Annotated in this window: 16 protein-coding genes; 7 read left to right on the top strand and 9 right to left on the bottom strand. The window is 55.1% G+C overall.

Features of this window, described 5'->3' with window-relative positions; all coding sequences use genetic code 11:
* Window positions 1-62: 62 nt before the first annotated feature.
* The 5 genes from Pla100_RS25615 to Pla100_RS25595 all read left to right on the top strand — a co-directional run bounded on the left by Pla100_RS25615 (window position 63) and on the right by Pla100_RS25595 (window position 5,343).
* Window positions 63-851: an SDR family NAD(P)-dependent oxidoreductase gene (locus tag Pla100_RS25615; protein ID WP_146581414.1), complete on the top strand. Its 789-nt coding sequence runs from the start codon at window positions 63-65 to the stop codon at window positions 849-851.
* Window positions 848-3,100 carry a hybrid sensor histidine kinase/response regulator gene (locus Pla100_RS25610; protein WP_146581413.1) on the top strand — a complete coding sequence of 751 codons (2,253 nt, stop codon included), beginning with the start codon at window positions 848-850 and terminating at the stop codon, window positions 3,098-3,100. The genes Pla100_RS25615 and Pla100_RS25610 overlap by 4 nt, the downstream gene beginning before the upstream one ends.
* 585 nt (window positions 3,101-3,685) lie before the next feature.
* Window positions 3,686-4,144: a hypothetical protein gene (locus Pla100_RS25605; protein ID WP_146581412.1), complete on the top strand. Its 459-nt coding sequence runs from the start codon at window positions 3,686-3,688 to the stop codon at window positions 4,142-4,144.
* Between the two features lie 23 nt (window positions 4,145-4,167).
* Window positions 4,168-4,431, top strand: coding sequence for a GlsB/YeaQ/YmgE family stress response membrane protein (locus Pla100_RS25600; RefSeq protein ID WP_231603584.1), 264 nt, complete (start codon window positions 4,168-4,170; stop codon window positions 4,429-4,431).
* 33 nt (window positions 4,432-4,464) lie between these two features.
* Complete coding sequence (locus Pla100_RS25595; protein ID WP_146581410.1) at window positions 4,465-5,343, top strand: PP2C family protein-serine/threonine phosphatase; 879 nt, start codon at window positions 4,465-4,467, stop codon at window positions 5,341-5,343.
* Window positions 5,344-5,893: 550 nt separating this feature from the next.
* Here the strand turns inward: Pla100_RS25595 and Pla100_RS25590 are convergent.
* From Pla100_RS25590 to Pla100_RS25550, 9 genes are all read right to left on the bottom strand, one after another.
* A complete protein-coding gene (locus Pla100_RS25590; RefSeq protein ID WP_146581408.1) occupies window positions 5,894-6,919 on the bottom strand; it encodes an NADP-dependent oxidoreductase in 1,026 nt (341 codons plus the stop codon).
* 292 nt (window positions 6,920-7,211) lie between these two features.
* Entirely contained in the window at window positions 7,212-8,330 is a 1,119-nt protein-coding gene (locus tag Pla100_RS25585) for an alkene reductase (RefSeq protein ID WP_146581407.1), read from the bottom strand.
* A 47-nt stretch (window positions 8,331-8,377) separates the two neighbouring features.
* Entirely contained in the window at window positions 8,378-9,745 is a 1,368-nt protein-coding gene (locus tag Pla100_RS25580) for an NAD-dependent succinate-semialdehyde dehydrogenase (RefSeq protein ID WP_146581406.1), read from the bottom strand.
* A gap of 73 nt (window positions 9,746-9,818) precedes the next feature.
* Entirely contained in the window at window positions 9,819-10,307 is a 489-nt protein-coding gene (dps, locus tag Pla100_RS25575; protein WP_146581405.1) for a DNA starvation/stationary phase protection protein Dps, read from the bottom strand.
* Window positions 10,308-10,806: 499 nt separating this feature from the next.
* Window positions 10,807-11,163, bottom strand: coding sequence for a response regulator (locus Pla100_RS25570; RefSeq protein WP_146581404.1), 357 nt, complete (start codon window positions 11,161-11,163; stop codon window positions 10,807-10,809).
* A 22-nt stretch (window positions 11,164-11,185) separates the two neighbouring features.
* Window positions 11,186-13,846, bottom strand: a complete 2,661-nt coding sequence (locus tag Pla100_RS25565; RefSeq protein WP_146581403.1) for a response regulator — start codon at window positions 13,844-13,846, stop codon at window positions 11,186-11,188.
* Window positions 13,836-15,707 (bottom strand): AI-2E family transporter, encoded by a 1,872-nt coding sequence (locus Pla100_RS25560; protein ID WP_146581402.1) that lies wholly within the window; start codon window positions 15,705-15,707, stop codon window positions 13,836-13,838. The genes Pla100_RS25565 and Pla100_RS25560 overlap by 11 nt, the downstream gene beginning before the upstream one ends.
* 501 nt (window positions 15,708-16,208) lie before the next feature.
* The gene (locus Pla100_RS25555; RefSeq protein WP_146581401.1) at window positions 16,209-16,391 is read right to left on the bottom strand and encodes a hypothetical protein; all 183 of its coding nucleotides are present in this window, start codon (window positions 16,389-16,391) and stop codon (window positions 16,209-16,211) included.
* Between the two features lie 136 nt (window positions 16,392-16,527).
* Window positions 16,528-16,680: a DUF3309 family protein gene (locus Pla100_RS25550; protein WP_197168227.1), complete on the bottom strand. Its 153-nt coding sequence runs from the start codon at window positions 16,678-16,680 to the stop codon at window positions 16,528-16,530.
* A 207-nt stretch (window positions 16,681-16,887) separates the two neighbouring features.
* Between Pla100_RS25550 and Pla100_RS25545 the strand changes: the two genes are divergently transcribed.
* Together Pla100_RS25545 and Pla100_RS25540 are read left to right on the top strand one after the other, a co-directional pair.
* Window positions 16,888-17,613, top strand: a complete 726-nt coding sequence (locus Pla100_RS25545) for an Ntn hydrolase family protein (protein WP_146581400.1) — start codon at window positions 16,888-16,890, stop codon at window positions 17,611-17,613.
* Window positions 17,610-18,440, top strand: a complete 831-nt coding sequence (locus tag Pla100_RS25540; protein WP_146581398.1) for a transglutaminase-like domain-containing protein — start codon at window positions 17,610-17,612, stop codon at window positions 18,438-18,440. Before Pla100_RS25545 ends, Pla100_RS25540 begins: the two co-directional genes overlap by 4 nt.
* The last annotated feature ends 533 nt before the right edge of the window (window positions 18,441-18,973 follow it).

The raw sequence follows: 18,973 nt of genomic DNA, 5'->3' as shown, positions 1-18,973 counted from the left end.
AGCAGTTGCCTCTGTGTTCCTATTCAATCAACCAATACAACAACTCACTTGAGAAATCACGCATGTCAACAACTCTGATCACGGGCGCTTCATCGGGAATTGGGGCGGAACTAGCTCGGTTGTTTGCAGCGGGCGGTGACGATCTTGTTTTGGTGGCTCGTGGCGAAGAGAAACTTCGTGAACTTGCCAGCACGCTGGAGGCGAAGCATGGTGTGCGAGCGACCGTGATGGCCGCTGATCTGTCAAAGCACGAGGCGTGCGAACGATTAGTGCAGCGACTTCGTGGAGAAAATTTGTTGGTCGATCATTTGGTCAATAACGCAGGTTTTGGTGCGTTGGGCGATTTCGCTGAACTGCCAGTCGATCGGCAAGTGGACATGTTGCAGGTGAATGTGGTAGCACTCACGATGCTGTCTCGTTTGTTGTTACCCGAGATGATTCTGCGCGGGCGTGGTGGAATCCTCAACGTTGGCTCGATCGCCGCTTATCAAGCCGGCCCGCACATGGCGGTTTACTACGCGACGAAGGCGTATGTGTTGTCGTTCACGGAAGCCTTGCGAGAAGAACTGATTAACACACCGCTGCATATCACGTTGCTGGCTCCAGGCCCCACATCGACCGGGTTCGGCGAAGATTCCGGGATGGGTGACCTGGCAATGTTTGCGTCGGGCGCGATGCCGGTCGCGGAAGTCGCCAAGGCGGGCTACGACGGCTATCGCAAGAACCAGGACGTCGTGATCCCGGGCTGGAAAAACCGACTGATGGTAACTTCCACCTCGTTTCTGCCGCGAATCGCAACCCGCAAGCTCGTGGGACGACTGCAAAATCCATCCGGTCGCGAAACGACATGAATGAGATGTCTGAGCCGATACGCAACGATTCGCAACGTGGCCTGGAGCCGCTGGCGATTTCGGTTGTCATTATCGTTTTAATCGCGAACGGGTGGATCTCGTACGCCAATTCGCAGCGGTTGCGCAAGTATGACCGGTGGGTCTCTCACACTCACCAAGTGCTTTTTCATGTCGAGTCGTATCAAGCATCGTTGATTGATGCGGAGACCGGTGGACGAGGTTTTTTGCTGACCGGTGACGAGTCGTTTCTGGAGCCATATGAATCCGGTATCGCCGCAGTCGCTGTTGAACTGGAAGCCGTCGATCGGCTGACCGAAGACGGGTCGTCGCAACAGATGCTCTTGCCAAAGCTAAAAGCGGCGGGCGAGGCGGCGCTCGCTCAACTGGCAATGATGGTCGCTGATCGTAGGGACGGAGAGTTAACCCAGCAGGAAGTCATGGTCGCTGTGGCCGAGGGCAAACGGCTGATGGATCAACTGCGTGAATTGGTTTCGCAGTTCGGTAGCGAGGAACGCGAGCTATTGCGATCTCGTGAGAGCGAGGCTGCGGAGCTGAATCAAAACTTTGTGACCACGACGATGCTTTCGACGTTGGTCGGTTTGGCGCTTGTTGGCGGTATCATCGCGATCATTCAGCGGAATCGTCGGCGCACCGAACAAGCCGCTGCGGAGATTTCGGATCAACGCAAACGAGCCGATGAGGCGCGCGCCAACAAGCTGGTCAGTGATCGACAGTTGGCGGACTTTGTGGAACAAGTCAGCGATTACGCGATTTTTCTGATCGGTCCCGATTTGAAGGCCGCCAGTTGGAATCGGGGCGTCGAGCAAGTGCTTGGCTACACGGAGGAGGAATTCCTTGGTCGAGACATTCTCGAAGCGATCTTCCTGCCGGAATCGGTTGCTGATGGGACCGCACAGGGTGAGTTTGTGATTGCCAAGAAGGAAGGCGAAGCGAACGATGATCGCTGGATGAAACGCAAAGGCGGTCAAGCGTTCTGGGCGTCGGGAATCACAACGGCGGTGTTTGATGACGCCGGCAAATTGCTCGGGTTCAACAAGGTGCTGCGTAATCTGACGGATCGCAAGTTGGCCGAAGAAGAACTCAAGGCGTTGGCGGCGGAACTGTCTGAAGCGGACCGCAACAAGACGATGTTCTTGGCGACGTTGGCTCACGAGCTGCGCAATCCCCTGTCGCCGATCAAGAACACCGTTCAGTTGCTGAGCCGTTCGAAGTTGAATCAGGACGTGCAGGAATTGTTGGACGTGATGGAACGTCAAGTCGAACAGATGGCAAGGCTGATTGATGACCTGATGGACGTATCGCGGATCAGCCGCGGAAAGGTGGAATTGAGACGCGAGTGGGTGCCGTTGCGCGGGATCGTCGACTCCGCGGTCGAGGCGAGTGCCGGATTGATGGCCGGAAACGGGCAACGATTCTCGCTTCAATGGAATGTCGGTGACCTTTACATGCTGGCCGACCCGGCTCGCATTTCCCAAGTGATTTCTAACCTACTCAATAACGCGTCGAAGTACTCGCCAGAAAATACGCCAATCACATTGCAGGTCAACCGTGTCGACGGTCTCGAAGATGGTTCCCTCGCAGAAATGATTGTCAGCGACGAGGGCATTGGGATCGCCGAGGCGGAACAGGACGAAGTGTTCAAGATGTTCTCTCAGTTGGCCGAGTCAGTCGAACGGGGTTCGTCAGGTCTGGGCATCGGATTGACGCTGGTCAAGAACTTCATCGAGATGCACGGAGGAAGCGTCGCGGTCTTTAGCGAAGGGGTCGGAAGGGGCAGTCAATTCACGGTGCGTTTGCCGGTGGTGGACGCGGCGGAAGTCCAGACCACGACAGAAGTTTTCGTTGATACGGTGACGGTCATCAAGAGTTTTCGCGTGTTGGTGGTTGACGATTCGCGTTCCATCACGTTTGTGATGGAACGACTTCTAAAGAGTCTGGGGCAAACGGTTCAAACGGCAGTGAACGGTTTATTGGCGGTCGACGCAATGAAGACGTTTGACCCGCAGATCGTGTTCTCCGACATCTCGATGCCGGGCATGAACGGCTATGAGTTGGCGAAGTATATCCGCGCGACACCCGCGTTCAGCGACTTGTACTTGGTAGCGATGACGGGGTTTGGTCAGCCGACGGATCGGGAAAAAGCGATCCAAGCGGGTTTCGACGATCACGTCGTCAAACCAGTGGATTTTTCCGTCATCGAAAGATTGCTACGCCAACGCAGTCAGTGATCGTGTGATGCTTCCGAGTGCCGCGAGCACAAATTGACCTGGCTTGACAAGCCGACGCGTAGCTCTTGAAGTTGCGATTTTGTTTCTCTTCCGGGCCGAATGCCCAGTAATTTACCTAGCCCAGCCCAACGGGCTGGGAAAGCGTTGTGTTTGTTCGCAAGGGCCGTAGGTCCGACCATTTTTGTTCGCGTCGATTTGGAGCATTCAAACTGTCGGGCCGTTGTCCCTACCAATTCCGTTGTTTTCCGAACCCCAGCCCCGATGGAATAGGCTAGGCAAATGAACAGGCTTCACCCCTTAATCAAAAATCGCAACATTAAAACTACCGCGACGGGCTACCAAGCCAGGGCAATTCGTTCTCGCGACACTAGGTAAACGGCTCGGCCTTCGGCCCGAAACAAAAACAGCGGAGTTGTGGGGTACGAAGAAAGCGACGGCCATCGGGAACCGCTGACGCCTTTTGCTACCGGTAAAACATTAGAGTTTCGGTACGCGGATTGCGTAAGCCGATGTTTAAGATCACCGCCGCTCAAGAATTCTTTTGAGCGGCGATCGTTGATTGTAAACCTTCCAAGGAGGACTGAAATGTCTCAAGCGGCTCATACCGTAAAAGAAACTTCGACCGAAACCTGGACTAGCGAGTCTTGGGCACGCGTTTGTAACGCGGTCCAAAAGCGTTGGCCCCACATCAGCGAAGGCGAATTGAAAGACTTGCCATGCAAAGTCGATTCCATGGTCAGTTTCCTAAAAGAGTTCACCGATACGTCACTCGACGAAATTAAATCCGTCGTTATGGAGTTTGCACCCGAGGGCGGTTTCACCGAACGTTTTTCGGCGATCGCAGAAAACGTGACCGAGCCGATTCACTCGGCATATGAGCGCGCCCGATACGAAGCCGATGAGCACCCCATGACGACGTCGGGAGTCGTTTTCGTCGCCGGACTGGCGCTTGGCATTCTCGGAACGGTTGCATACTACAGATCACGTCAAGAGCCATCGCGTGTGTCTTTGTACGACTATCTCCCAGACCGATGGGCCCGCTAGTTATCTCGCCAACTTGAAAGAGGATGGACACCATGTTTTGGTTGATTGGTTGGATAGTTTTCGGATTCGTTGTCGGCTTGATCGCCCGTGCTCTCATGCCGGGCACTCAGCCGTTGGGATTCTTCCGTACGATGCTTTTGGGAGTCGCTGGGTCATTTATTGGGGGGCTGATCGGATTCTTCATCGTCGGTGGCTCCCTGATCCAGTCGAGCGGTTGGATTGGTTCTATCATCGGGGCGGTGATTTTATTGGCTCTTCAAATTCGGCGCGGTCGAATTGCAGCGTGAAGTTACAAGGCCTTTGTTCGGATTTGACGCCGTATGAGTGACACGACGATTCCCATACCGCGACTCGACCGCGATGAGATCTCTGCAGTGGTCCAAGTCGATTTTGGTGGAGCTTCCGAAATCGGTCGGAAGCGTTCCCAGAATCAAGATCATTATATGATCGCGGAATTAAAACGGCAGCTCTCGGTTCTCTCGACCGACGTTCCGCTGGAAAGCTGTGATGCGTTGTACGGTTCAGAGCCAGGGCACCTTCTCGTCGTTGCCGACGGAATGGGCGGGCATTGCAATGGGGAGATCGCCAGCAGTACTGCGGTACAGGTATGTGCCCGCTACGTGCTCGATATGATGTACTGGTTTCTGAAGCTCTCTGCTCAGAACGAAGAGGACTTCACGGACGAGCTTTCTCGTAGTCTGAGTTCGGCCCAGAAGGCGCTGTGGAGTCAGTTGGAATCCGGATCGAACCCAATGGGGACTACGGTAACACTCGCTTATATCGTGTGGCCGAGAATGTACGTGATTCACGCCGGCGATAGTCGTTGTTATGTATCACGCGATGGTGAGCTGAAGCAAATCACGACGGACCACACGGTTGCTCAAAAAATGGTTGACGAAAAAATCATGACGCAAGAAGAGGCTGCGACGTCTCCGTTCAGTCACGTTCTTTGGAATTGCGTTGGTGGCGGAGATCACGCAGTTCGCCCCGAGGTCGTGCGTTACCGACTACGGCCAAGCGATCAGGTACTGCTGTGCAGCGATGGTCTGCATGGGATGATCAGCGATGAAGCAATCGCAACGGTGTTGAATTCGTCACCCGATGCCGCCGCTTCGGTGAAGCGGTTGTTGGTCGAGGCGAACGATGCGGGCGGACGGGACAATATCACGGCGATCGTAGGACGTTTCGAGCGTGTTTAGTTTTGCGGAGTCAAAAACTGCGTAGCTGTGGTGAAAGTAAGAGATGCGGTTGCCTCGCCGTCGGTCACGTCGATAGATCGCCGCCCGAATCGGCGTTATTGCACATTCCTTTCTACCCAAAACATCACGCCATAGACGACGCCAAAAGCTCAACTTGCGAGCGACGACTCCTACCTCGATGACGCAGGAAATCCACTCCGCCGGAGCGCCGGTAACTGGTTCCATCATTCCATCCAGTGGCCCACCTAAAAATTCAACTGCGACCGAGTCGTCCGGCATCGAGTGGCTCCATTTTTTTAAAGTCAATGATTGCCCTCGACGAGCTTTAGCATCGCGGGATCAATATCTGACGTAGTGGACGAGGCCACGTGTCCTTCAGCACGGGCCTCATCCACTAAAAAAGGCTTCACTTTTTGTAAACGCGATGCCTGGCTCAAGCATCGCTTGGAAAACCACCTTCAACTTTAAGCGTTCACATCCACAACAATCCGAGTGGGCGATGTGGAATCACCGGCTCATGTTGAAGTCAGCGCCTTAAGCCCCTGCGATGCTAAGCGATGCGGACGAGTTGTTTGCCCAGGTTGTGTCCTTTGAAGAGACCGATAAATGCGTCAGGTGCGTTTTCGATCCCATCAACGACAGATTCTTCCCACACAACTTGCTTCGAATCGATCAGCGGTATCATGTCGCCGATGAATTCGTCTCGCGAGTCCATGTGATCCCGGACGATAAACCCTTGCATGCGGATCCGCTTGCCAATGACGTTGGCTAGGTTTCGCGGTGCCGCGGGTGGTTCGCTCGCGTTGTAAGTTGAAATCATACCGCACTCGACACAGCACCCAAAGTCATTCATGGCCGCCAACGCCGCTTCCAGGTGATCGCCACCGACGTTGTCAAAGTACACGTCAATCCCATCAGGTGCCGCACTCGACAAAGCACGCAACAAGTCATCCGTCTCTTTGTAGTTGATAACAGCGTCAATTTTCGTATTGGCTTCAAGCCATGCGATCTTGTCCGAATGACCGGCCGATCCGATCACTCGACACCCTTTCGCCTTTGCTAGCTGGACGACGATCGAACCAACCGCACCCGAAGCGGCAGAAACAAACACGGTGCTGCCCGATTGCAATTTTGCAATCACATTCAGACCGACCCATGCGGTCATCCCCGTCATTCCAAGGACGCCAAGGTAGGTTTGAGGCGGCACTCGTTTGGCATCGACGATCGTCGTGCCGTGCCCATTGGATTTCCAGTATTCTCGCCACCCAAAATTGCCCAGTACGATATCACCGACGTTGAACTTGCTGTTCTGCGACTCCACCACCTCACCAACGCAACCGCCTTCCAACGGCTCGTCGATCTGAAAGGGCTTGACGTAGCTGTCACCGTCTTTCATCCGGCCCCTCATGTAGGGATCCACCGACATCCATTGGTTCTTCACCAAAAACTCTCCGTCATTGATCGGCGTGAGTGTCGCGGTGGAGCTTCTGAAATTTTCGGGCTTCGGCATCTCATCGGGTCGAGACGCCAAAACAATTTCTTTTGACTGAGTTGCTTGTGAGGCAGAAGATGTCATGCGAGTTTTGCTTTTGAAAGAGTGGCTGTAAGGCGAGCGGTAGGAACAGATTTACCGGGCAAAGGTAGTGGACGAGGCGACGAGTCCTTCAGGTTGGGACTCGTTGCCTCGTCCACTGCGACAAGAAATATTGCCGCGAGAACGAATTGCCCTTGATTGGTAACCCGACGCGTTAGCGAAGGATCGAAGTGGAGTCCCTCGCTTACGCGTCGGGTTACCATTTTTCCGAGCAACTTTGAGTCGTTCTCGAGGCACTCCCCGCCGCCCTCCTGATATGTGGAATGAAATACGTTTACGCCAAACTGACGTCACTCGGTTGATAGGTTGAGAAATCGGTGTAGCCCTCGGCGCCAGGCGAATACCAAACTTCCTTGGACGCCGCTTCGTTTAGCGGCCAGTCGTTCGCAAATCTTTCGACCAAGTCGGGATTGCTGATGAACGGTCGACCGAATGCGACAAAGTCGGCCAACTCGTTGGCGATCGCGTTCTCTGCTTGATCTCGGTCATATCCACAATTTGCCATCAAGCGACCTTGATAGACTTTGCGAATATCGGTCAAAGTGATCGGTTCGCCGAGTTCATGGAATCCAAACGCGAGCCCATCCAGAACGTCCAACCAAGCGAGGTTGTATTGATTCAGTTCCCCAGCCACGTAGAGGAAGGTTTCGCGGAAGTCGGGCGAGCCCATGTCATTGAAGGCCCCGTTGGGCGAGATGCGAACACCGATACGCGAAATGTCATAAACCGATTGACAGGCCTCGATGACCTCCCGCAACAGGCGAAAGCGATTTTCCACACTGCCACCATACTGGTCAGTTCGATGGTTCGTCTTCGATTGCAAGAACTCGTCCAATAAATAGCCATTGCCCGCGTGAATTTCGATACCGTCGAAGCCTGCGGCTTGAGCACGTGCGGCAGCCGATCGGTATTCTTCGACCAGACGCGGAATCTCTTCGGTCGTCAAGGCTCGCGGTGTTTCGCGCGACTTCTTCTCGCCTGATGGCGTGAGAATCTTGTCGCCTTCATGTCGGATTGCCGACGGTGCCACCGGCGCCGATCCTGAATGAAAGTCACTGTGCGACGCGCGACCGGTGTGCCAAAGCTGCATGAAAAAGGCGGTGCCTGGGCGTTGGTGAACGGCTTCAACGACTTGCGTCCACGCTTGACCTTGCTGCTCTGTCCAGATGCCAGGGGCATTGACCCAGCCCACGGCCTCTTGCGAAATGAAGGTGCCTTCGGTGATGAGAATGCCAGCCGAGGCACGCTGCGCGTAGTACTGGGCCATCAACTCGTTGGCGGTCATTGTTTCGCCAGCGCGTCCGCGTGTCATCGGTGACATTGCGATGCGATTCTTGGCGGTCAATCCGTCCCAATGGAGTTCGGATAAAAGGTTGGGTGCGTGAGGATTCATTTTTTGCTTTTTGTTGTTGTGGTGAATTGATATGCAAAACGGTGGCTTCAATTGCCAAGATGAATGAGTTTCTTGTTCACGAATTCTAGAATTCCTAAATGAGATAACTCGCGGCCGTAACCAGAGTTTTTAATACCGCCGAACGGTAGCTCGGCCTGAGACTTAGTGGGCTGGTTGACAAACATCATGCCTGTCTCGATTTGTTCAGCAACGCGGCGACCACGCTGGGTATCTCGCGTGAAGACACAGCCACCCAGTCCGTACGAGGAATGATTGGCAAGTTGGATGGCTTCCGGTTCGTCTTTGACGACGTACACGGTCGCCACTGGACCAAAAATCTCTTGATCGAAAGTCGTCATGTCGGATGTCACGTCGGTCAAGATTGTTGGATTGAAAAACGCGCCTTCTCGCGGTGGACGATCGCCGCCAAGGACGACGGTTGCGCCCGCGTCGATCGCGGATTGAACTTGTTTCCGAACCGCTTCTGCGGCTTTTTCGGATGACAGCGGCCCGAGCGTTGTGTCCGCATCCATCGGATCGCCGAGTTGCAGTGCGGCCATTTGTTCCGTGATTCCGGCAATGAAGTCGTTTGCGATCTCTTCGACAACGATGAATCGTTTGGATGCGACGCAGGACTGACCTGCATTGACCATTCGCCCCTTCACCGCCTGCTGGATGGCAAGCTCCATATCAGCATCCTCCAGGACAATGAAGGGATCATTGCCGCCAAGTTCCAAAACGCTCCGCTTCAGATGCTTCCCCGCGATCGCGGCAACAGCAGCTCCGGCAGGCTCGCTACCGGTCAGCGAAACACCTCGCACCCTGTCATCCGCGATGATCGTTTCGACGAACTCTGTAGGAATGAATAAGTTGGTGTAAACACCGGTGGGAAGTCCGCAGTCGGCGAACAGAGTTTCGATCGCCACCGCGCACTGTGGTACGTTGCCGGCGTGCTTCATTAGCACCGTGTTGCCAGCCATGATATTGGGGGCTGCGAAGCGAACGACTTGGTAGAACGGGAAGTTCCATGGCATGACGCCCAACACCACACCAATCGGTTCGTGGCGTATGTAAGCTTCGGCACCGTCGACGTCGAAAGGCTGATCGGCGAGAAAGTTCTCGGCACCCGAAGCGTAAAACTCCGCGATCGTGGCGCAGTACTCAATCTCGTATTGGCTCTCTGAGAATCGCTTGCCCATTTCGAGCGTGATCAAGCGAGCAAATTTGTTCTCATCCGCACGGAGCAACTCAGCGAACTTGTTGAGGCAACCTTTTCGTTCCTGAAAGGTCGTTGTCTTCCACTGCTGGTAGGCGTCGTCTGCAGAACTGATCGCTTCGCGGATGTCGTCCTTATGTAGTGGCTCGAATAGACGGACGGTTTCGTTAGTGGCTGGATTGATCGTTGCGATAGACATTGCGTTTAGGTCTTTGGTATTGGAGAGGTGACGGTTGATGGTAGTGGACACAGCACGAGGTTCATTTGCTTCACTATTCCTCTTGAGCCTGCACCATCCACAGATGCTTCTCGAGCGGGGCTGAGATGCCAATCAGCATGTCTTCGCTGATGGGGTCGAGATCACCGAGCTTGTCGATCGCGTTGCGCAAGCCGTCGATGGCAGATTTCATGGCATCGGCGACGTGCGTGACCGTGCTGGCAACATCAACGAACCCGTCAGGATACGTACCCAGTTCCGTCGCATCGGCAACCGTCCGCGATCGTCCGTCGGCGGCCATTCCCAACGTCGCGATTCGCTCGGCAACTTCGTCGCTCGCATCGCGGACGGTCGCGATGATCTCGTCGAGATGCACATGCACGCTGCGGAAATTGGACCCGAAAACGTTCCAGTGGGCTTGCTTGAGCAACAGCGCGAGGTCGATCAGGTTGGTCAAGTTGTGCTGAAGCAGATCGGTGACCTTTTCGGTCTTGACACTACTCAGAATGTTGCGTTGGAACTGGGGCTTGTTGGCAGTTGTCATGTTTCTCTCTGTCGTGAAAGGGTTGAGTAAAGTGTGCGACGCCGACTTGGCCCATGTGAAGATTCGCAGCGGCGGAACGTTGGACCAAAACATTTCTGTGTTCGGCTCGCCAAATTGTGGTCGAGTAAAACGGGTGACGTCACGCAGAACAGGGGGGAGCAACAAGCGTGCCACGGCCCGCGACATTGCGTTGGATTGTCCTATCCACCGAGTCAGCGGCGAGCTTCTGGGCGCAAAGCATCGCGTTAAGAACAAGTGGAGACGTTGGTAGTGGACGAGGCCACGAGTCCCTTGCGGCAGGACTCGTGGCCCTTGTCCACTACGTCAGTCGTGGTCTGAAAGGATGCAACCTGAGCGATGATCGGCCAAGACGCTTTTGTGAAGGAGTTCAACATCGTGCGATCAACGTTTGAAGCGATGGATGAGGCAACGAATCCGTCGGCTCGGGACTCGTTGCCTGATCCACTACCAAAGTCGTCACCCGTTGTTCACGCGATGCTTAGCTGAGCAACTTTTCGATTAGGACGAGCAGCTCGTCGAGTTCGACAGGCTTGGTGTGGTATTCGGTGCAGCCCGCTTCGATCGCGCGCTCGCGATCTCCGTTCATCGCGTGGGCAGTCAACGCGATGACGGGGACTGAGTTGCCCGCGGTGCGGATTTGACGGGTTGCTTCCCATCCGTCAAGAATCGGCATGTTCATGTCCATCAGCACGATGTCGGGTTCATCGGTTTCCGCTTGAGCGACACCTTCGCGGCCGCCGACCGCGACCGTGACATCGAAGCCACGGCGTTGCAAGCGTCGAGCGAGGACGTCGCGGTTATCTTCGTTATCGTCAACGATCAAGATTCGTGGCATGGTGGTGTCAAATTAGGTTGATTTAAGTGGTGGGTGTAGGTTTTGCGACACTTTGGACGATTCGCCGAACTTCGTCGAGGAAGCGATGACGGTTGAGGCCACTTTTGGTGAGCACTTTTTCAACGCCACCGGCGAGTCGCTCGCGATCGTCGTTGGTCAATTCTTTGGCGGTCATCACGACCACCGGTACATTCTGCCACAAGGGATTGCCTTTGAGGATGTCCAGAAACTCAAAACCATCCATTGTCGGCATCATCAGGTCCAACAGGATCACCGACGGGATTTCTTCCTGCATTCGGTCCAACGCGTCGGCACCGTGAATTGCTTGCGTGACTTTCCAGCTTTGCACACTGAGCGTCCGCTCAATCGCTCGTCGCGTGGGTTCGTCGTCGTCGACAATCAAGACGGTGCCTTCTCCATCGAGGACATATTTTTGCAACATGGAAAGCAGTCGATCCCGGTTGACAGGTTTGACCAAATACTCGGACGCGCCGAGCATAAAACCAAGATCGCGGTCGTCTTGAACTGATTGCATCACGACCGGAATGTCGGATAGTTCGTCATCCGCCTTCAGTGTGCTGAGCACGGACCATCCATCGACCTTAGGCATGTTCACATCCAAGATGATCAGGTCAGGCCGATGCTCACGTGCCTTGATTAGTCCGTCTTCACCATCTATGGCCGTGATCGGGCGGATACCTTCGTTGATCAAAACGCGAGTCAGGATGTCGCGGACCGCCGGGTCGTCGTCGATCACCAGCACCATGCTGGCTCCCTCATTGCCGATGACCGCTATGTCGGCGGTTGGCGTCATGTCCTCCATCTGCGGAGCCGCTCGCGGGGTGCTGTCCAGCTTTGTGGGCACCGTGACCGTGAACGTGGTGCCCTCGCCCTCCACACTCGCGACACTGACGTTGCCGTTCATCAAGTCCGTGAAACGTTTGATGATCGCGAGTCCCAGTCCCGTGCCGCCATACTTTCGTGTCGTCGATGCGTCCGCTTGCATGAACGGCTGGAACAGCCGCTCGACTTGCTCTGCCGTCATCCCGATGCCGGTGTCTTCGACGTCGATGATCAATTGATGCTGATCCACGTCTTGCCCGACGCGGACCGTGATCTTGCCATCTTCGGTGAACTTGCTGGCGTTAGCGAGCAGGTTGTAGAGCACTTGGCGAAGCTTGGTCACGTCACCCTGAATTTCGTCGACTCCATCATGGATTTCAAAATGAATCTCGTTGCGATTCTTCTCGACGAGTGGTTCCACGGTGGCAATGACCTCCTCGATCATCTTGGGAACCGAGAATTTTTCGGCGTAGACTTCCATCTTGCCTGCTTCGACTTTGGAAAGGTCCAGGACGCCGTTGACCAGTTCCAACAAGTGTTTACCGGCGAAGCGAATCCGCTTGAGGTCGGGGATGAAGCTGGGCACGTTATGGTCCTCGGCTTCCTCGGCCAGCAATTCGCTGTACATGATGACGGCGTTCAGCGGCGTGCGGAGTTCATGACTCATATTGGCCAAGAATTGCGACTTCGATTCGTTGGCGGCCTCGGCAAGTTCTTTCGCATCGCGGAGCTCTTTCTGCGATCGCAATCGAGCCGATATGCCGGCGAACGTCACGACGGCACCTTCGATCCGTTCCGCATCTTCGCCCGTTCCACGCAGCGGGAATGACGAGTACTCAACCGGTACTGCCGTGCCGTCGAGTCGCCAGAACACTTCCTCATCGACGCGGCAACCATCTCCGGTACGCATCGAGCGGTAGATCGGACATTCCTGCACGTCGTAAGCGGTTCCATCGGGCTTGGCATAGTGGACGACCGCATGCATGTCCTGGTCTTGAAAATCCTCCGGCTTGCCGCCCAACAACAACGCACCGGCACGGTTGATAAACGTGCAGCGACCGTTGGAGTCGATGCCGTAGATGCCTTCGCCGGTCGATTCGAGCAGTCGCTGGTTGTACCGCGCCAGCTCGTCTTTCTCGCGATGGTGTCGCCGTTCCGAAGTCTTCGACAACTCACTCAATCGCCAGTGACGGCGTAGCAACAGGTACGTGCCAGCGACCAGAGCCGTGGCAAATAGAGTCGTCGCAATCACGGTCCAGCGAGTTTGCCACAGCATGCTCCGATAGTTCTCCGTTCGCTCGGCCAACAGCGATCGTTCAGCGTCACGCAATGTTCGCACATTGTCGCGGATTGCACGCATCTGCGATGAATCGTTCCTTAACGATTCCGAACGCCAGAAGTCGTCTTGCGCTGAGATCGAATCCAGGGATGCGTAACTTGACATCGACGCGATTTTAGGGTCGATCAGCTCTGACAGTTTTCTCATTCGTGAATGCTGAACCGCGTTGTCTTTGGTCTGATCCAGCAGGGCCGCCTCGTGCTCTCGCGCCGCGGCGATCGCGGTTTGGTATTCAGTCAAATAGCGATCTTCACTCGTCAAGTAGAACGCTCGGGCGGCCGATTCAGCATCGGCTAGATCGGACGAGAGAGCTTCAAGAGACGCTAGCACTTCTTGAGTATGAACAACCCATTCCGCCGACTCAGCGAATTCGCGTACGTTGCGATAGGTGGCCAATCCGGTCAGCAAGAGAGCGACGAGTGCGATCGCCAATCCAGCCGGCGCGATCCAACGGGTCCAATCCAGACCCAGCTTTTCAAGTGGTGTCGTGCTAGCTTGCATGTGTCGCCCCCTCGAGCATATCAGCACCGTCCTGCGATTCGATTGCCGGTGTGTCCGGTTTTTCCATCGCGTCTTGACGAAGCATCTCGATTTGATGAATGGCTTGGCCTAGCGAAGTGGTCAGATAGCTGGCTCCGTCGCCTCGCAATTCCACCAACAGCTCGTCGTAGTCCGCGATCTCGCCCAAGTAGACGACCACGATGTGGGAGCTTGGTGATCGACGCCGAGTCTCCTCGCACATGAATTTCAACTGCGGCAAACCACCCGGCGGCATCACCGCGAGCAACACGACATCCGGCTGCTGCGTCTCAACTTGTTCCAGGACACGAGAAGGAAGCTGTTTTGTTGTAAAGCAGTTGGTGTCGCACGTTGCGTTGTGCAAGTGCTTCAACATCGACAGCACGATCTGTTCAGACTCGTGGTGGACGGGATATCCAAGCACGCAATACCGATCATCGGCTGGCGTCTCGACGTCCGCGGCTTCCTTTGCGTTGTCAACCTCCGCCCGCGTGGCTTGCCAAATGAATCTCTCTTCTTCGGCGCTGATGTTTCCATCCGAACGCTCTCGCCGCGTCCATTGCAATGCCGGAACCAACACTTCCTCAAACGCCTTTTCATCACCATTCTCTTTTCGATAAGCCTCAACCACCGACGTGGCTCCCTTGGCATCGTTAGCCAATAGCCGCTGGAAATACTGCAGTCGTGCGTCTAAAGTTGGTTGCTCGGCGAGCAACACCTTTAAGAACCGCAGGTTGGGCAAGTGCTGGCCCAGCACGACGAGGCACACGGTCAGCGGCGTGGACAGCAGCAACCCGATCGGTCCCCAAATCCAAGCCCAGAAGAGCGCCGCGATCAAGAGTGCGATCGGCGTCAGTCCGGTCGTTTTACCGAACACGATCGGTTCAATGATGTTGGCCGTGATCAACTCGGAAGCGGCGAAGAAGATCAAGACATTAATCGGCTGCGACCAACCGCTGGACGTCGCGATGCTGATCAGCAGTGGAAAGAGCACCGAGGCGGGGCTGCCCAAGAACGGGATGAATCGAAAGCACAACGTCAGGAATCCCCACAGCGGTGCGTAGGGCACGCCCAGCAGATAAAGCCCAATGCCGAACCAGAGTCCGAAACCGGCGTTGACGACAAACAGATAGAGCAAGAATTTGCTGACGCGATCGGCGGTGTCGACCATTAGCCGAGTTGTGCCGGTCAGTGCCTTGTCGCCGATCAGCGAAATCAGTCGGTAGCGAACGTCCTCACGACAGATCATCAAGAACATCACCAGCACGATGATCAGTGCCGCGGTCGCCATTGGTTCGACTATGGGCAGCAGGATGTCCGACGCTGCCGCGATGCGTCCGTCCTCGGCAGCGGCGACGACGATCGTTGATGGTGCGTCGTCGGCTAACTCGTCCTGGTCGGTGTTCGATCCATCGGCAAATTTGTCGTCGAGTTCCTTATCTAGGTTTTCTCGCGCCGGTTCGGCTTTGACACCTTCCTCGGGAAACAATTCTTGAAACATGGCTGTCAAGCGAGAGAACGTTGAGTCTTCACTCACACGCAGCGAAGCGATCTTCGATTTGATTTCTGTCTTGTGATTGGGAAGGTCCGCCGCCAAGCTTTGGACCTGAGACACCAGCGCCCAAGTTGCCAACGCAATCAACCCAAAGGCAATCCCGGTCGCGACGAGCACCGATCCGACGCGACCAATGCGGTAACCTTTGATGCTCCAACGCTCCAACGTCATCGACAGCGGCGAAAGCACAAACGCCAACATTGTGCTCAGGGCGATCGGCACCAATACAGGCTTGGCGAAATACAGCAGAGCCAGCACCATCAGGACGGTCGCCAGCGTGTAAAACACGACTGCGATCCCTGATGGGGCGGCAAATGATGACGAGTCTGGTCGGTTGCGTTTCACAGAAAGTCGCCTGGGATGGTAAAGTGTTTCATCGCGGAATTGATGGGCACACCAAATGCACCTCTCGTGCCGTTTTCAATCGCCTTGGTCGCTCATTGAACGAGTGCCTCGAGAACGACTTGAAATTGCGTTTTGTTTCACTTCCGGGCCGAAGGCCCAGTCATTTGCCTAGCCCAGCCCAACGGGCTGGGTAATCGGCGTGTTTATCCATCAGGGCCGAAGGTCCCGCCATTTGTGCTCTCATCCATTTGCCGCGATCAAACTGCCGGGCCGTTGGCCCTACCATTTCTGTTGTTTTTCAAATCCCAGCCCCTTGGGCTGGGCTAGGCAAACGAACAGGGCTTCGCCCCTAAATCGAAAACGCAACTTCAAAACTAGTGTCGGGTTACCCAGCCAGGCCAGTTCGATCTCGCCGATTGATCGATCGACGACCAGCGTGGTCGACTAGCGGTCGACGTCGACCGTGATGCCGCCATCATCGACGTCTCGTTCAACCGAGACCCCACCGCCGTCTGGGCCTTCGATGTCGATGACGGTTTCTTTGCGATCACATCCGGTCTGCAGGACGAATGCTGCCGCCAGAAAGGAGGTCATTAAGTAAATGGCGATACGTGGTTTCGAGTTCATGTGATTTCTTTTGCGAGGAGATTTGACCGAGACAATGAGAAGTACGCCTCATTGTTTAACCGTTAGCCGCAGGCGTACGCGCATGGGAACAGACGTGCGTCTGCGGCTAACGGTTAAACGAACTTGGCGTGTTCAACTAAATTCGGCCTAACAGTAACAACACAATTAGAATCAAAACGACCAAGCCGAGTCCGCCGCTGGGTCCATAGCCCCAATTGCGGCTGTGCGGCCATGCGGGAACAACGCCCAGCAGCAAGAGGATCAAGATGATGAGCAGGATAGTGGACATTGAAATCGCCTCGGAGTGGAACGAATGGAACCTGAGGTCTCTCCAAAGACGCAAATGATGGACCGTTTGGCGCGAGAGTTGCATCGTTTGAGATAAAAGACCCTTTCTCACTCTCACCCACGGCAATGCGATGTATATCGGCGGCGGAATTCTCGGTACGATCCTGGTCATCCTGGCAATCATTTATCTTGCGAAGCGAATCTAAGCATGACGTTCTGCGTCGGAATCAAAGTCAACGAAGGAATCGTCGCGCTGGCCGACACGCGGATCGTTCGTGGCAGTGAACAGGTCAACAAGCAGAAGTTAGCCGAGTTCCAACTCGCGGGGTCTGCCTTGTTCACCATGACCAGCGGCTTACGGTCGGTCCGCGATAAGACGTTGACTTACGTCGACGAAACACTTCGCGGCGAAGATGTCGTACGCGATAGGCTGTACCAATTCGCCAATTTGTTTGGCAGCCAGTTGCGACGGGTAAAAGACGAAGATGGTCCATCGCTGGCGTCGACCGGTCATGCCTTCAACTTGCACGCGATCATCGGCGGTCGGCTGATTGCTGATCAAACGCCTCAACTGTTTTACATTTACCCCGAAGGGAATTGGGTCGAAGTCGCATTCGATTCGCCCTACTTCATCATCGGTCGAACCTATTACGGCAAACCGATTCTTGATCGGCTACTGACCAGCCAAACACCGTTGTCGTCGGCGATCGCATTGGCTTTATTGGCCTTCGACGCAACACGGACGAGCGTGACGGACGTCGACTATCCCGTTGACATCGCCGTGCTGGGCAATCAAGACGCCACGCCTCGTTTCCATCGCTACACCGAAGCAGACCTTGCCGAAGTGATCCAGCATTGGACTCAGGCTCTTTCCAATTCGCTGAACTCCCTGCCCATGCAATGGGCTTCCCCACTCCTTCATCCATTCCAATGACACAAATTCAAATCGGTAGTACGCTGACTTACGACGTGAAGCAGCCCACGATCTTCCTGCTCAAAATCGCAGCGGCTTGGACTCAGCACCAAATGGTCAATAACGAACGCATGACGTTCGATCCGCCGCTCAACGTCGAGCAGTGTCAGATCGGACCGGATGGCAACCGACTGCATCGCGTCGTCGTCGAGCCGTGCCAATTGTCGATCTCATACGAGGCGACCGCTGATTTGACGCCGGACATCGACCGACCGCGTGAAGTGGGGGAATCTCAGCCAGCACAGATGCCACCCGAAGTGCTGACTTACATGAACCCAAGTCGCTATTGTGAAAGTGACGTGCTGGCGAGGTTCGCGTATGAAGAGTTCGGAAGTCTGAAGCCGGGCCATTCACGCGCTCAAGCCATTTGCGACTGGGTGTTTGATCACCTCGAATACACGCCCGGCAGCACCACGTCCACGACGACGGCCAGTGACGTGTTGTTGCAGCGAACTGGCGTTTGTCGCGACTACGCGCATCTGGCGATCAGTCTTTGTCGCGGAGTCGGAATTCCCGCCCGCTACGTTTCTGGTTACGCCGTCGACCTGCAACCGCCGGACTACCACGGCTTCATGGAAGCGTTCCTGGATGGACAGTGGTACCTGTTCGATCCGACGCGGTTGGCGTCGACGCTCGGATTGGTACGGATCGGTGTCGGTCGCGACGCGGCTGACGTGGCGTTTTGTACCCTGACGGGCAGTGCCACGTTGTTGGAAAAGAATGTGTGGGCGAATTTGTTGGAAGACCCCTCAGGGGTCGGCCGAAACCCGGCTGTGTCAACGGCGTGAGTTATTCAGCCCGACATCACGGCTGAGGTCAATGCGGCAAGACATCTCTCTCGCGGACCGGCAGCCCATTCATTCTCCTTGCCCACGCCAGGAGAAGAACCACGAAAAATGTTCATCTGAGGACAAGTACCGATTGATGTGCGAACGTCATGGTGTTGCCACCGACGAGAAATACGTTTGAAATTGATCAGACGCGAACACGGTCGGTTACGTTGGACGTGTTCGTGATTCGCACACAAACGGTCGGGCCGTTGGCCCTATTGATTGGATTTGATCCCTGTCCCCAGGGCGTTGCCCTGGGCTAGGTAAATGGCTGGGCCTTCGGCCCGAACGGTAAACCATGTTCAATCGCATCCAACGGTTTCCGGCTCAACATCTTCCGGCCCAACGGGCCATTCGTTTGCCTAGCCCAGTTGGCTATACACTGGCGAATGGATACTACAAAAAAACAGGGGATGCCCCGAAACTGGTTTTTTCTTTCAATAGACCAGCAAATAGGAGGTCATCCCCATGACTGCTAAGAGAATGTACCG

The sequence above is a fragment of the Neorhodopirellula pilleata genome, assembly GCF_007859915.1.
In the GTDB taxonomy this organism is placed as follows: Bacteria; Planctomycetota; Planctomycetia; order Pirellulales; family Pirellulaceae; genus Rhodopirellula; species Rhodopirellula pilleata.
Note: the sequence above shows the minus strand (reverse complement) of the source record. Positions and strands in the feature narration are given on the sequence as shown.

Excerpts from the sequence above, each read along its gene's own strand:
- Pla100_RS25615 (WP_146581414.1), top strand. The coding sequence starts at position 63 with ATGTCAACAACTCTGATCACGGGCGCTTCATCGGGAATTGGGGCGGAA.
- Pla100_RS25610 (WP_146581413.1), top strand. The coding sequence starts at position 848 with ATGAATGAGATGTCTGAGCCGATACGCAACGATTCGCAACGTGGCCTG.
- Pla100_RS25605 (WP_146581412.1), top strand. The coding sequence starts at position 3,686 with ATGTCTCAAGCGGCTCATACCGTAAAAGAAACTTCGACCGAAACCTGG.
- Pla100_RS25600 (WP_231603584.1), top strand. The coding sequence starts at position 4,168 with ATGGACACCATGTTTTGGTTGATTGGTTGGATAGTTTTCGGATTCGTT.
- Pla100_RS25595 (WP_146581410.1), top strand. The coding sequence starts at position 4,465 with ATGAGTGACACGACGATTCCCATACCGCGACTCGACCGCGATGAGATC.
- Pla100_RS25590 (WP_146581408.1), bottom strand. The coding sequence starts at position 6,919 with ATGACATCTTCTGCCTCACAAGCAACTCAGTCAAAAGAAATTGTTTTG.
- Pla100_RS25585 (WP_146581407.1), bottom strand. The coding sequence starts at position 8,330 with ATGAATCCTCACGCACCCAACCTTTTATCCGAACTCCATTGGGACGGA.
- Pla100_RS25580 (WP_146581406.1), bottom strand. The coding sequence starts at position 9,745 with ATGTCTATCGCAACGATCAATCCAGCCACTAACGAAACCGTCCGTCTA.
- dps (WP_146581405.1), bottom strand. The coding sequence starts at position 10,307 with ATGACAACTGCCAACAAGCCCCAGTTCCAACGCAACATTCTGAGTAGT.
- Pla100_RS25570 (WP_146581404.1), bottom strand. The coding sequence starts at position 11,163 with ATGCCACGAATCTTGATCGTTGACGATAACGAAGATAACCGCGACGTC.
- Pla100_RS25565 (WP_146581403.1), bottom strand. The coding sequence starts at position 13,846 with ATGCAAGCTAGCACGACACCACTTGAAAAGCTGGGTCTGGATTGGACC.
- Pla100_RS25555 (WP_146581401.1), bottom strand. The coding sequence starts at position 16,391 with ATGAACTCGAAACCACGTATCGCCATTTACTTAATGACCTCCTTTCTG.
- Pla100_RS25550 (WP_197168227.1), bottom strand. The coding sequence starts at position 16,680 with ATGTCCACTATCCTGCTCATCATCTTGATCCTCTTGCTGCTGGGCGTT.
- Pla100_RS25545 (WP_146581400.1), top strand. The coding sequence starts at position 16,888 with ATGACGTTCTGCGTCGGAATCAAAGTCAACGAAGGAATCGTCGCGCTG.
- Pla100_RS25540 (WP_146581398.1), top strand. The coding sequence starts at position 17,610 with ATGACACAAATTCAAATCGGTAGTACGCTGACTTACGACGTGAAGCAG.